Annotated in this window: 9 protein-coding genes; 3 read left to right on the top strand and 6 right to left on the bottom strand. The window is 41.0% G+C overall.

The annotated features are described in order from the left end of the window. Positions 1 to 340 precede the first annotated feature (340 nt). The gene (locus RMZ95_RS20110) at positions 341 to 706 is read left to right on the top strand and encodes a VOC family protein (protein WP_322685421.1); all 366 of its coding nucleotides are present in this window, start codon (positions 341 to 343) and stop codon (positions 704 to 706) included. 193 nt (positions 707 to 899) lie between these two features. On the opposite strand, the gene RMZ95_RS20105 is transcribed toward RMZ95_RS20110, so the two are convergent. Beyond that, positions 900 to 2,171: a hypothetical protein gene (locus RMZ95_RS20105; RefSeq protein ID WP_322685422.1), complete on the bottom strand. Its 1,272-nt coding sequence runs from the start codon at positions 2,169 to 2,171 to the stop codon at positions 900 to 902. A 25-nt stretch (positions 2,172 to 2,196) separates the two neighbouring features. After that, complete coding sequence (gene murG, locus RMZ95_RS20100) at positions 2,197 to 3,270, bottom strand: undecaprenyldiphospho-muramoylpentapeptide beta-N-acetylglucosaminyltransferase (RefSeq protein WP_322685423.1); 1,074 nt, start codon at positions 3,268 to 3,270, stop codon at positions 2,197 to 2,199. An 84-nt stretch (positions 3,271 to 3,354) separates the two neighbouring features. Here murG and RMZ95_RS20095 point away from each other — a divergent pair, with 84 nt between their 5' ends. Together RMZ95_RS20095 and RMZ95_RS20090 are read left to right on the top strand one after the other, a co-directional pair. Beyond that, positions 3,355 to 4,194 (top strand): nuclear transport factor 2 family protein, encoded by an 840-nt coding sequence (locus tag RMZ95_RS20095; protein WP_322685424.1) that lies wholly within the window; start codon positions 3,355 to 3,357, stop codon positions 4,192 to 4,194. A 152-nt stretch (positions 4,195 to 4,346) separates the two neighbouring features. Next, on the top strand, positions 4,347 to 5,120 hold the full coding sequence (locus RMZ95_RS20090) for an SDR family oxidoreductase (RefSeq protein ID WP_322685425.1): 774 nt from the start codon (positions 4,347 to 4,349) through the stop codon (positions 5,118 to 5,120). Between the two features lie 644 nt (positions 5,121 to 5,764). Here RMZ95_RS20090 and RMZ95_RS20085 read toward each other — a convergent pair. The 4 genes from RMZ95_RS20085 to RMZ95_RS20070 form a co-directional block, all read right to left on the bottom strand. After that, on the bottom strand, positions 5,765 to 6,388 hold the full coding sequence (locus RMZ95_RS20085; RefSeq protein WP_322685426.1) for an O-methyltransferase: 624 nt from the start codon (positions 6,386 to 6,388) through the stop codon (positions 5,765 to 5,767). A gap of 70 nt (positions 6,389 to 6,458) precedes the next feature. Beyond that, positions 6,459 to 7,343 (bottom strand): NAD(P)-dependent oxidoreductase, encoded by an 885-nt coding sequence (locus RMZ95_RS20080; RefSeq protein WP_322685427.1) that lies wholly within the window; start codon positions 7,341 to 7,343, stop codon positions 6,459 to 6,461. A gap of 458 nt (positions 7,344 to 7,801) precedes the next feature. Beyond that, entirely contained in the window at positions 7,802 to 8,524 is a 723-nt protein-coding gene (locus tag RMZ95_RS20075; protein ID WP_322671952.1) for a carbonic anhydrase, read from the bottom strand. Between the two features lie 1,000 nt (positions 8,525 to 9,524). After that, the gene (locus RMZ95_RS20070; RefSeq protein ID WP_322689044.1) at positions 9,525 to 13,247 is read right to left on the bottom strand and encodes a diguanylate cyclase domain-containing protein; all 3,723 of its coding nucleotides are present in this window, start codon (positions 13,245 to 13,247) and stop codon (positions 9,525 to 9,527) included. Positions 13,248 to 13,625: the final 378 nt, after the last annotated feature.

Below are 13,625 nucleotides of genomic sequence, written 5' to 3'. Positions count from 1 at the left end.
AATGGGGGCTGGATTGATGCCGTTCATCCCGACGATCGCGCCTATACCGGAGAAGTCTGGAGTGCTGCCGTGGCAAAATGTGAAACTACTTTACACTGCTTTACAAAATTTAATCAAGTTTTATTACTACAGTAAATCTGATATGAGTTATCAGGTTTGCTTATTTAAGCTTGAGCTTTAGTGTTTGCAGTTGTTCACAATACTGTTGAACACAGGATTTAGATATATTTACTCTGGTGTTAGCTCTGAAAAGATAAAATAGAAAGGAACATTGTTGTTATCGACTCTGAAATTGAGAGTTGATATGGATTAGTACCAAAATTAGGAGGGAAGGTGTGACATGACAATTACTCTAAATCACACCATAGTGCCCGCACATGACAAAGAAGCAGCGGCGAGGTTCTTTGCAAAAATTTTCGGTTTAGAGGTCGAGCATCCCATTGGTCACTTCGCTGCTGTACATATAAATGATGCATTAACGCTTGACTTCACCGACGCTGAAGCGTTCGAGCCACATCATTATGCGTTCCACGTTAGTGATGAAGAATTTGATGCAATTTTTGCACGCATCAAAGAGGCAGGTATTGAATACAGTAGCGACCCCATGCATCACAAGAAAGGACAAATTAACCACAGAAAGGAAGGTCGTGGCTTCTATTTCTATGACTCCGATGGCCACAACTTAGAATTATTAACCCGTGCATAGATTTTTGAGATCAGGTCAAGCCCTTCGGGCAGGGATGCATCTTTATTGGGAAAGGGGAAAGGGAACCCCATAACTAAAGTTAGGGGCTTGATATGAGGCGAGGACGCTGTATTTCTCGTACTACGTATCTCGAAATACATCTTTTTCCTTTCCCTTTAACCTTTTCCCTTTCCCCCCCTCTTTGGTCAATGCATTACTTCTTGACTAAAAAATATGCCGTAGCATAATCCGGTAATTGGCTGATATTCTGCCCAAATTCTGTTTTATTCTTGAAAATACCTGCCAAAAAATCGAGCTGATAAAGATTGGGTAAAAATGCTCCGCCTGTATCGGCGATGACTCCCATTTGCAGATGTTTGCGACCACCTTGAGTATGCTCAATCACAATCACTTTACCTAAACCGATATTTAAAACATCTCCAGCAAAAGTAACTCCGGGTTTGATAGAAATTTTTGCATCTATTTTGTATCCATAGCCTTTAATAGCATCAACTTCTCTAAAATACCAATAACGTTTTTGTGCTGTTGCCTTTAATCCACGGATATAAGCCATTCCATTGTTTCTATCTACATTAAAAAATGCCTTATAACCATCTGTAAAATTAATCAGGATTGTTCCTTCCATAATTGCTTCTTCTAAGCCATTTCTGGTTAGATAAGCAAGAGTATTAACTTTTCCAAATTCTCGACCACCTGGTTCATAAATACCAGATAAAACATCTTGCTTTGTGTATCGAGTGTAGAATTTATCGTTATTAGAGTTATCTTTTAAGCTATAAATTGGTATATTAAAAGTAGAGGTTTTCTTGCGGGAACCAGGGTGAGTAAATACAGCATATTTGGTAATTCGTAATTGCTTTTGCTGTTTAGCTTTGGGGTTGTAAGCAGACCATTTAATGACTCGAAAGTTGGTATTAATAAATTGAGAGTCTTGTAAACGAGTAGCCCGATTATTAGCAATATCTTCCTTCAAAACAGCAATCATGAAATCCAAAGTTTTGAGGACATCGGATATAGTAACTCCTTGAGTAGCAAGCACTCCTGTACGCATAATATCTGGGTCTGCTGAAGCATAATCTTGAAAATATTTTCTAGTATTAACGAGAACAGTTAATAAATCTCTTTGATTGAATTTAACCTTACTATTTGGTAGTTTTCCTGAAGTAGCAATCTGGCTGCCATTAATGTTAAATTTATATTTTTTGAACTCATCAACAACTGGATAGGGTGTAGATGCTGTTAACAAATTCTGTCGAGATGTAAAAGCATTTTGAGACTTGGAGTTAAGTCGATCGCTATCTTTATTTGAGGTCAGAGAAATCTGCGATTGAAGTAGGGCAGAATTTTCTTGTTGAGTAAATGACTGTTTAGTTTTTGAGTGGGTATATAGATAACTACTTGCTAAACTGACAAGTAATAAGGCAGCACAACCTACTGTAAAGCGAAGTTTTTTGCTAAATAACATATTCTTTAATGCGAAATAATCAACGTTATGTTTCTATCACCTCACGCACTAACTGCGCCAATTTTTCGGCACTATCAGGAACTGCGATCGCCTTTGCTTTTTCCCCCATCTTTGCTAACTCTTGCGGTGACTGCAATAAATTCAACACACTACTTTGCAATACTTCAGTCGTCAACTCAGATTGCTTCAACGTTAACGCTGCACCCGATGAAGTAAATACGTCTGCATTGTAAGATTGATGGTCTTCTGCGGCAAAGGGGTAAGGAATCAAAATCGCTGGCGTTCCACACACTGCCAATTCTGTTAAGCTACCTGCGCCAGAACGACTAATCGCCAAAGAAGCACGTTGCAACAACGCTGCCATATTGTTGTAAAAAGGCAAGGCTATGTACTGTGGATGTTTGAGACTATCTGCTTCGGGATCGCGATCGCCAGTTAAATGTACTACATAAACACCAGCATCAAACCAAGCTTTTGCAGATTCGCGCACCAATTTATTTACTGCAACTGCACCCTGGCTACCACCAAAAACAACAATTAAAGGCACACCATCAGGAATAGCTAAATCTAGTGGCGCATTAATTGCCCCATCAAGAAATTGCGATCTTACCGGAGTACCAACATAGACATTTTTGGCACGAGGTAAATACTTAGCAGCGACTTCAAATCCCAAAGCTACCGCACTACACCAAGGGCCAAAAAAGCGAGTTACTTTACCTGGTAAGGCGTTAGATTCGTGGAAAACCACGGGTAAACCGAGAGAACGCGCCGCAATCACGGCTGGCCCGGCAATGTAACCGCCAGTGGTAAACACCCCTTGAAAATTTCCCTGTTTGAGAATTCGTCTGACTTCTAGAATCGAAAGGGCGAGTTTACCCAAAATGCGAATCGAGGAAACTCCAAACCCTTGCTGAAACCCTTCAACTGCAATAGTATTCAAGGGATACTGTTTCGGGACAAGTTGAGTTTCTAGCCGATCGGGTACTCCCAGCCATTCTATTTGATAATCTGGAAGTTTTTGTGCCAGGGCGATCGCTGGAAACAAATGTCCACCAGTCCCACTGGCAGCTATTAATAATCGTATCGGTGCGTTTGCCATCAAACCTCTACCGTTTAGCGTCTAGCTTAACTAAGATAAAACAATTTGCTTGCTTTCTCTAATCAAATCAGTAAACTCTTACCAATGACTAACATTATTACCGCCTTAGTGAGACATCAACTCAAATTTCCAGCAAATATTTGGCTAGTTTCGTTTCTGCTGACTATTGGTTTAACAACTGGTTGGCAACGTACTCAGGCGACGACACCACAGCAATTATCCCAAGCCACAACAGCCCAAAATGCACCAGCTGCTTTGACAAACCTGTTGACACAAGTTGATACCGCCGCCAGCCGAGGCGATATCAGAGGGGTGTTGCAATTTTACAGTCCCAATTTCACTCATGGCGATGGATTAAACCTCCAAACCCTGGAAAAGTCTTTGACTTCACTTTGGCAACGATATCCGAAATTGCAATACAGCACGAAACTGCTATCTTCAAAACCTGAAGCTAATGGAATTATTGCTGAAACAGAGACGAAGATAACTGGCTTACCCTCTGGTAACGGTAATAAGTTAGCTCTCAATGCCACAATTAAATCGCGTCAGCGCATTGAAGGCGGAAAAATAGTCCGCCAAGACATTTTGTCAGAACGCACCCTGCTTACTTCTGGTAGTAATCCGCCCCAAATTGATATTAAATTGCCCCAGCAAGTGCAAGTCGGTCAGAAGTATAATTTTGATGCGATCGTTCAACAGCCACTTGGTGATGATTTTTTACTAGGAACGGCCTTAGAAGAATCTATCCAACCAGATAAATTTCTTAATCCTACACCCGTCGATTTGGAATTACTGACATCTGGCGGATTGTTTAAAGTAGGACAAGCACCATCTACCCCAGGTAGCCAATGGATTTCTGCTGTCATCCTGCGAGGTAATGGAATGACAATGGTAACTCAGCGCTTGCAAGTGGTGAAGAAGTAGTTAGGAGTTAGGAGTTAGGAGTTAGGAGTTAGGAGTTATAGACCGAATGATGATAAATTATGAACGATGAAACTTGTGCTAATTCATAATTCATAACTGTTAACTCCTCACTTCTAACTATCCTTGTTTACTTTTCACTCCTAACTATCCTAATGACTTCCCTACAAAATCAAATCATTTTGATTACTGGTGCAAGTAGTGGTATTGGTACTGCTTGTGCAAAAATCTTTGCTGGTGCGGGTGCAAAACTGATTTTAGCAGCACGAAGGTTAGAACGTTTGCAGCAGCTAGCAGATACTCTGAGTAAAGATTTTAGTACTGAAATTCATTTATTACAGCTAGATGTGCGCGATCGCCATGCTGTTGAATCTGCTATTGCAAATCTACCCCCTGCCTGGTCTGACATCGACATTCTCATTAATAATGCTGGCTTGAGTCGTGGTTTAGACAAGTTACACGAAGGCAGCTTTCAAGACTGGGAAGACATGATTGATACTAACGTTAAGGGTTTACTTTATGTCTCCCGCTATGTCGTTCCAGGAATGGTAAGTCGCGATCGCGGTCATGTGGTAAATTTAGGTTCCATCGCCGGACATCAAACCTATCCCGGTGGCAATGTCTACTGTGCTACCAAAGCTGCTGTCAGAGCAATTTCTGAAGGTTTAAAACAAGACCTGTTGGGTACGCGAGTCCGTGTAACTTCTGTCGATCCTGGTATGGTAGAAACGGAATTTAGCGAGGTACGCTTTCACGGAAATACTGAACGCGCCAACAAAGTCTACCAGGGAGTTACACCCCTAACAGCAGATGATGTGGCTGATGTGATATTTTTCTGTGTGACGCGATCGCCCCATGTCAATATTAATGAAGTTGTGCTAATGCCTGTTGACCAAGCTAGCGCTACCCTAGTTAATCGACGAACATAAAAGTAACCGATCTCATCCCATTCTCAAAAAGCTTACCTCTGCCACTTACTCTACTCAAGAGACATTTGGTAGAAAAAATGTAGAGACGTAGCAATAGTACGTCTCTACTAAGGTTCTGGATAATGCATATTTAATTTCACTAAATATTTAAAGTCTTACAGTTTATGTTTCAGTTTACGTCTAGAGAGTTTGTTAAGCCTTTAAGTAAGTTGGCGAGAAAAAACATAACTATGTTAATAAAGATAAACGAAGCTCAAACTCTCTTTCCTCCTGCCTCCTGCCTTGCCCTGACGATAAATATTCACGACGACCTACTTACCAACTCAGCTAGAGTGAAGAACTCTTAACCCAAGCGTATTGGATTTTAATTGTAAATTAACCTATTTAATAACTTTTCTTAACTGTGTTTTACGAAGTATTTAGTTACTGTATTTAGGGATACGCAATTATTTTTTACAAATAAGCGCTAACCAAATCAAACATGGCCAGAATATACTATACCTTCCTGGCAGGGGGACTTGTTATATAGTCCCTGCTGGGTTTATTTGTTACAAGCTTTAAGTTTTTTCTAAATTTTCATGAGTTTGCGTTAGTGTAGATGGACTCAAACATCGCCAACACTATTTTCAAGGCAGATATATTGGCTATTGATCGGCCGTGACGATCGCGATCGCAAAGCCGTCATATCCTTTGCTACCCACAGTCTGGATTGCCGTGGCGTTGACGCGTGGCTCAGAAGCAAGCAGTTCGTTGAAGCAGCGCACCCCCTGAACGCTAGGATCGTTGCTACTGGAATCAATCACCGCTCCGTTACGTACAACATTATCAGCGATAATCAGGCTGCCGCGACGGGAAAGCTTGAGCGCCCACGCGAAGTAATCGGGATTACTTGGCTTATCAGCATCAATGAAGATTAAGTCAAATGGGCTGTGACCTTCGGCGGCAATCTGTGGCAGTGTAGAGAGGGCTTGTCCGAGGCGGAGGTCAACAACGTCAGACAGACCAGCGTAAGCGATATTGGCGCGGGCAATTTCGGCGTGCTTTGGGTCAGCTTCCAGTGTGATTAGGCGGCCATTGCTGGGTAACGCCCGCGCCAGCCAGATCGTACTGTAGCCGCCCAGTGTGCCAATCTCTAAGATGCTTCGCGCTCCTTGGATTTGCGCCAACAGTAACAACAGTTTGCCTTGGTTTGGCGAAACGTTGTGCGGCGGTAGTCCGGCGGCGGCACTGGTTTGGAGGGCTTTATCCAGCACGGGATCTGACGGCATAAGCAGATCGGTAAAGTAACGATCGACCGCAGTCCATTGCTCTTGAGTCATAGATTCTCAATTTTTACGATTAAGTGTCACTTGCTTCATGAGAAAGGATTGTAATGATTTCATCCAACGGGCGATCGCGATTAGACTTTTCTGGTGTTTCTTTACCCAAGGAGGTTTCTTTCACCAAACGGTAAACCTCAGCTGCTCCGTAAAAAATCTGCTCTGTCAGACCTAACTCTTTAAAGGTTTCTGCAATCTCTTCCATCTCTCCTACCCAACGATGTGCTTTCGGTGTCATCGTGGGAATGGAACGCGTCAAAATACTAGCAAGTTCTGGTTGACTATTAGATATTTCATCCCATAGTTCCTTATCTAAACCTAAACGATGGGCTGCAATTAGTAATTCTGTGCCAATTGCTGTAAGTCCTTTTGTCAGGGCTGCGTAGGACATTTTCAACCCGGAAGCCTGACCAATTTCATCACCAATTACCCGTACATCCAAGCCATGATCTCGCAGTTGTTGGACTTGATTTGCCTGTTTTCCAGAAGTGTAAATGCGGGTGCGATTGGGAACTCGCGGTGGTGGGCCAATAATTGATGCATCTACAAATGTTCCCCCAACTGATTCAATCAAGTGGCCGATATTTATGACTTTTTGGGGTGCGATCGCATTACAATCAACGTAGAGAATGGGTTTACCAACATTGGCGATCGCCTCAGCTACTTGCTTCGCCGCTTGGGTAGCCACTGCCGGGACTAGAACTGACAACACCACATCAGATTCAATGACCAATTGTGTGAGGGAACCCACATCTTGGATGTTGGCTGCGGCTGCTAATTGCCGAGTTCGTTCACTGCGATCGTCTAGGGCTGCAATAGTTTTCAATCCATGTTGATTGAGAACAGCTGCGATCGCCTGTCCCATATCACCCGGACTTAAAATACCAATAGTTTGGATAGGCATGGAAAGTTTTATATTTATTTTATGGCTGACAAGTTAATTCAAGTAATTGAGTAGTCATCAACTACGATAAATCGATGTATATGCCGTACTTTAATCAAACCACGGATAAGCTTAACAAGCAAGCTATCTGCTGAGAGATATGTAAGAGGTAGGAGCAAAACCAGTACGGTTCGGTTAACGTTTTTATATTTTGAAGATCCCCCCAACCCCCCAATTTATTGGGGAGCAAAAAGCCTCTTTTACCCCCTTTTTAAGGGGGTCGCCGTAGGCGGGGGGATCTTAACCGAACCGTATTGGCAGCAAAACAATCTTTATATATAAGGATTTTGATGAATTGCAATAGGAAATGGCAATTTCTCAAAATCAACTAGATTTATTTCAATTTCTAATAGGGATTTTAATGAATTGCAATACACTAATATAGTGTAAGAATCCTACACTGGAAATGTGGGAGATATTCAAGTAAGAATGTTGACTTTACCAGTATCAATATCGTAACAAGCACCAACAATTTTTAGTTTACCTTCACGAAGCAATTTAGCTAAAATAGTTGAGCTTTCTTGCAACTTTTCAGTTTGATATTGAATGTTGGCTATAACTGCATCTTGCATATTATCGCCAGTTCTGAGCTTTACCCTTTCTACAGATGGTTTGATACCTTCAATAATCAAACCAATTCTGCCCGGAAGTGGTTCGTTTTTGATTGCTTCTGCTACTGCACCACATCTTCTATGACCCAAAACCATAATCAACTGCGAACCCAATACTGCTGTAGAATATTCCAGACTACCTATAACCGTGTCACTGACAACATTACCAGCAACTCGCACGACAAATAAATCTCCAAGTCCTCGATCGAAGACAATTTCTGCGGGTACTCTAGAATCTGCACAGCCCAATATGGCGGCAAAGGGATACTGAGCTTTCGCAACTAATCGCAGGTGTTCTAGTGATTGATCGGGATATTGACGTTTTTGATGGATAAATCTTTGATTACCATCAAGCAAGCGTTTGATGGCTTCATTTGGACTGATTGAATTAGGGTTAACTGGGTGAATATCAGCAACAGCAGTTTGCTCTGTATTCCAAAAGCTATCACCAAAAGTAGTAGCTGCAATACCTACAACACTGGCGAATTTCAAGAAATTACGTCGCCCGACAAATCCATTAATTCGACTCATCAATCTACCTGACAACAATAAAGCTGTTCCCAAGAAGATATCAGACTTAATTAAGATGCAAGAGTACTTGATTACACGGTTTAAGAGTCATTTAATATTCGCGTGATTTCGAGTGGTTATAATCCTATCTGGTTGAGCGATGAAAGCAGATGAACAAGCGATATAAGAGAGTCATTATAGCAGCTTTATCGCTTCTTTTCTAAATTCTAACAATTAATAAAAATATAAGTTTTTTAAAAGGTTTTTGGAGAGACATTACTTAAAATATTCTGTAAATATAGGGATATTATCTTTCAATCTATTAGTCAAACTATTTTAGAGGATGTTTGAAAAGTATTGGAAATTAAACTTTTCAAACATCCTCTAAAAGCGATAGTGTAGCTCGTTTGGTATTTGCTTCTTGATTCATTCAAACACAAAGCTCTGTTCTGACGTTCATTTTCAAAAATTTGTGGTTGACTGAAATTGATTCTTTGGTTAATAGTGTGTTTTTTCTAGTCAAATTTAAAGTACTTTTATCTAAACTCAGGTTAGGCATCTCTTGCCAGCAGTGGCGGCAGAACCAGTAGGTTTCTTGTAAACGAATGTGACGAAGCATTTGGTTGGAACAGCAAGGGCAGTTTGTCATAAAATTGTTGTTTTATTAAAAAAATTAAACACAAATAAGTAGTTTGCTCTTGGCTTAACTACCAACAGCTTTAATTTATAAACAGAAAATAAAGAACTAATAAAGAAATGATAGTAGTTAAAAAACTTTAGAAAATATTAACAATTACTTGATGAGCGTAGGATCGCAAGAACCGCAGGCATTACTCACTCTCTAAGCTCGACTTTATCCATTTTTACGAAACCCAAAACCTGACACTGAAACCTTTGTGGGACGGTAGTTTTACTTTTTAGATTTAACCGATAATCAGTGACATGGAAAAAGTTTTTGCCAAAAAGCTAGGGTTTTTGCCGTATCAAGATAAGCAAGTTCTTAATTTTGGATAAAGTCGAGCTAAGACAGTCTATTTATACAAGAACGATTACGCCCGTTTGCTTTGGCTTGATAAAGGGCTTGATCTGCTGCCTCAATCAAATCTAAAGGAACCATACTGGGTGTCGGAATCACTGTAGCAATTCCGATACTCAAAGTGACGTGGTGCATCACAGGCGATGCCGCGTGGGGAATATTTAGCTGTTGGATAGCTTTATGAATTTCTTGGGCAACGTGAAAAGCCCCATCACTAGCAGTGTTAGGCAAGATGACAACAAACTCTTCTCCACCATAACGAGCAGCTAAATCTCTAGAACGTTTGACATTTTGTTTGAAAGCTTGGGCAATAAAGCGCAAACAATCATCTCCGGTCGTATGACCATAAGTATCGTTATATTGTTTAAAATAATCAATGTCGCATAAAAGTAGTGAGAGAAAACCTTGTTCTCGTAAAAGATATTGCCAGGTAGAATTAAGTTTAATATCAAAACATCGGCGATTGGCGATTTGAGTTAATTCATCCACCATTACCATATTTTCAAGCTGCTGGTTGGCACGCTGCAATTGTTGATAAAGTTCTGATTGCTGAATAGCGATCGCTACCTGTGTTGCCAATTGCTGAAGCAGTTCGCTTGCCCAAGATTGCCACTGACGCGGGGCGCTGCAATGATGAGCAACCAAAAGACCCCAAAGGCGATCGCCCTGTAAAATTGGTACAACCAGCTTGGCTCTGACTTGCAACTTTTCCAATAACTCTACATGACAAGGGGCAAATCCGGCGGTGTAGATGTCTGGAGTAACTCTGAGCGTACTTTCTGGATAAGACTGTCCTTGTATATTGACAAAATAGCTGTCTGTAATTTCCATATTCAAAATCGATTGCCAACCTGCTGTTATAGACTCCGTGACAATCACACCACTCCAATCACGGTTAAAGCGATAGATGATGACGCGATCGGTTTGCAGAAAATGTCGAACTTCAGCAACAGTTGTGTTTAAGATTTCATCCAAGTCTAAAGACCTACGGATATGTTGAGCGATCGCATAAACCATACGTTCCCGTTCTGTTTGCTGTTGCAGGGCAATTTGTGCCTGTTTGCGGTCTGTGATATCTGTAAATGATGTCACCACCGCAGATGGTTTTGATTCATCCGATTCAAACAGTGGCTGAGAATTGATTGAAATCCAAGTCAAACTGCCATCAGGTTTATGAACGCCCATAATCACGTTAAATTGGGGTTGTCCGGTGCGTAAGGTGACAACAGCAGGGTGAGTTTCACCTGGAAAAGAAGTACCATCTTCATGAATCGCTCGCCATAGCAAAGCGATGGAAGTTCGCCCCATCATTTGATCGGCTGTTAACCCTAAAATTCTTTCGGCACTGTCATTACAGGTGGTAATGCGTCCATCGGATTGCTGTAGGACAATACCTTCTGCCATCGCTGTAATTACGGAACGATAGCGTTGTTCGCTTTCTCGCAGCGCTTCTTCCATACGCTTGCGTTCAGTAATATCAGTATGAGTTCCTAGCATCCGTAGGGGAAAACCATTCTTGGCGCGACTCGAAACTTGACCCCGATCTAAAATCCACTTGTAGGTTCCATCCTTGCACTTAATCCGATATTCACTGACATATTGTTGGGTTTCACCGGACAAATGCTTGCTAACCTCCTCGTAAACCCTCGCTTTATCATCGGAGTGAACCCGCTGTTCCCATTCACTGAGGGTATTTCCAACTTCATGCTCTGCAAACCCTAACATTTCTTTCCATCGCCGGGAAAAAAAGACTTCGTTAGTTTCAGCATTCAAATCCCAAACTGCGTCGCCATTTCCTTCCAAAGCATACTGCCATCTTTCTTCACTGGTTTTGAGTGCGGCTTCGATTTGTTTACGAGGGGTGATGTCTTCAAAAATGTATAACCGCCCAAAGTATCGATCCTGAGTATCCCGAATTTGACTGGAAAAGCGGCGAATCGTTCGCCCATCGACAAATAAAATTTCATCCTCAATCGTGCAACGATTTTCTTCAGACTGCAACGGTTTATAGGATTCGACAAATGCCGATGCATCGACAATTGAAGATATACAATCAGGAATGATGTCATTATTTTTTAAAGCACCCAAACGCATTTGGTCTTCTAGATGTTCGATGCCCCAAATTTTACAGAAGTGGTGATTGAAATAGAGGATTTCATCGGTACGATTGTCAACAACAAAAAATCCCAGCAAAGAAGTTTCAGTCATAGAACGCAGCAAAGCTTCCCGCCAGCGCAATTCTGATTCTGTACGCTGGTGTTCTTGTAGTGCAGCTTGTTGCTTGGTAATATTGTTTTCGTTGACGAGGATGATGGAGTTACCTGTTACTGGATCGCGGGTGCATCGTATATCGATCCCATGCCATTGAATTCCCTCAGTAGTAAACACCTGAGCCTCTATGCTGAACGCCTCACCGCAATTAATCGCTTTCATAGCTTGTTGTCCAACACTCTTGTCAACAAAGTGACTCAGGAAAATATTCTCAGCTGACGAGTTAGGGTACAGGGTATCCCGATAACAGCGAAGGGCTGCCGGATTTTGCATCAAAGGTACACCATCGATCGTGTAAAGCGAGATCATTACTCTGGTGTGACGTAGGGCTTCAATCGATCTGAGTGTTTCTCGATCGATCTGATTGATAATTTCTGTCGATCCTTCAACCAGCATCGCCATTCGCCCTTCTTCAATTTGAATCCCAGAAAAGATGCAGCGCAGAGAAACAGGTTTTCCTTCTGGGTAAAATGTCCAGTTTTCAGTGATGGTTTTCCCTTGCTGAAATTCTTGCAAATAGCTTTGCATTCGAGTGTGAGTAGACTGGGAAACATCACTGAAGTTGCGACTGAGCAATTCTTCTCGACTTTGAGCATTCCAAATATGCACAGCGGATTGATTCGCCCACCACATCTGCAAGTTTTGAATATCATAAATCCAAACTGGAGTTTGTAATCGGTCAAATGCAATCAAGTCTGCAACTGATATATTCTTTGGCAATGCTGTTCTTGTGATAATGGAACCTCTAAAATTCTGATACAGAGTTCTTTTGATTGATTTTAACTTTGGCTGAACTGTCAAATTTTTCAGGTTTTGATTCAGTTGCAGCGTTAGTTTTTGGCAGGATGTAGCCTTTTGCCGATGGCGTTCTGCTTCCCCAAGAGCGATTCCTAGTTCTGCGGCTATCAGTTGGAAATACTCAATTTCTAAAGAACTCCATTGACGCGAACCACTGCACTGGTGAGCAATTACTAAGCCCCATAAATAAGGATATGTACTAGAAACTCCATCAAGTTCTTGATTATTGACTAAAATTGGTACTACTAAATTAGCTCGAATCTGCAAGTCTGTTAATAGTTTTTTGTAACAAGGGTCAAGGTTTGTAGTATTAATGTCTTCAATGACACTAACGCTTCCATCTCGATATCGCTCTACCCATATCGCATTGAAGCAACGATCGTAAATTAATTGCCCTAGAATCGGTTTCCATCCATTACTTACAGACTCTTCTACGATGACTCCATCTCCATCCGGCAAAAAACGATAGATAATGGCGCGATCGCTTTCTAATGTTGTTCTAACTTCGCTGACAATAATCTTGAGAATTTCACTCATTTTAAGTGACTGATGAATTTGATCGGCCAGCATCCTAATTCGATCGAGGATTTGCTTTAAATCAATTTCAGAACCCGATAGACGATTGAACAGCATAGTCATAATCTATGTATATGCACTTAGGTAGATGTAAGATTTTTCTCTGGTATTTAATTTTATTCCAAATTACCTAAAACGTTAAGTTAAATTTAAGCTTAAACTTGATATACAGCAGAATTCAGAAGTAAAACAGGCTTTATACCTGGCTTTGAGACGAATCGTTGCGTACTTTACTTTCTTTAAAATCCGCTGTAGCAATCCAAATTGAAACGTGAGAAAATATATAGGCAGAAAAAAAGTATCTATAAGTGTTTTAGCGATTTTATTTTTTACTAATAATTTAAGATTGCTATTATTGGTAATAACTTATTGATTTTATTAAACTTATTAAGTTTAGGTATCAAAGTCTTCTTAATTCTGACTTCTTACGGATGTTTTACC

The sequence above is a fragment of the Nostoc sp. DedQUE07 genome, from assembly GCF_034530975.2.
Lineage (GTDB): Bacteria > Cyanobacteriota > Cyanobacteriia > Cyanobacteriales > Nostocaceae > Nostoc.
Note: the sequence above shows the minus strand (reverse complement) of the source record. Positions and strands in the feature narration are given on the sequence as shown.

Bases quoted from the DNA above. Each gene is read 5' to 3' on its own strand.
- RMZ95_RS20110 (WP_322685421.1), top strand. From the start codon at position 341: ATGACAATTACTCTAAATCACACCATAGTGCCCGCACATGACAAAGAA.
- RMZ95_RS20105 (WP_322685422.1), bottom strand. From the start codon at position 2,171: ATGTTATTTAGCAAAAAACTTCGCTTTACAGTAGGTTGTGCTGCCTTA.
- murG (WP_322685423.1), bottom strand. From the start codon at position 3,270: ATGGCAAACGCACCGATACGATTATTAATAGCTGCCAGTGGGACTGGT.
- RMZ95_RS20095 (WP_322685424.1), top strand. From the start codon at position 3,355: ATGACTAACATTATTACCGCCTTAGTGAGACATCAACTCAAATTTCCA.
- RMZ95_RS20090 (WP_322685425.1), top strand. From the start codon at position 4,347: ATGACTTCCCTACAAAATCAAATCATTTTGATTACTGGTGCAAGTAGT.
- RMZ95_RS20085 (WP_322685426.1), bottom strand. From the start codon at position 6,388: ATGCCGTCAGATCCCGTGCTGGATAAAGCCCTCCAAACCAGTGCCGCC.
- RMZ95_RS20080 (WP_322685427.1), bottom strand. From the start codon at position 7,343: ATGCCTATCCAAACTATTGGTATTTTAAGTCCGGGTGATATGGGACAG.
- RMZ95_RS20075 (WP_322671952.1), bottom strand. From the start codon at position 8,524: ATGAGTCGAATTAATGGATTTGTCGGGCGACGTAATTTCTTGAAATTC.
- RMZ95_RS20070 (WP_322689044.1), bottom strand. From the start codon at position 13,247: ATGACTATGCTGTTCAATCGTCTATCGGGTTCTGAAATTGATTTAAAG.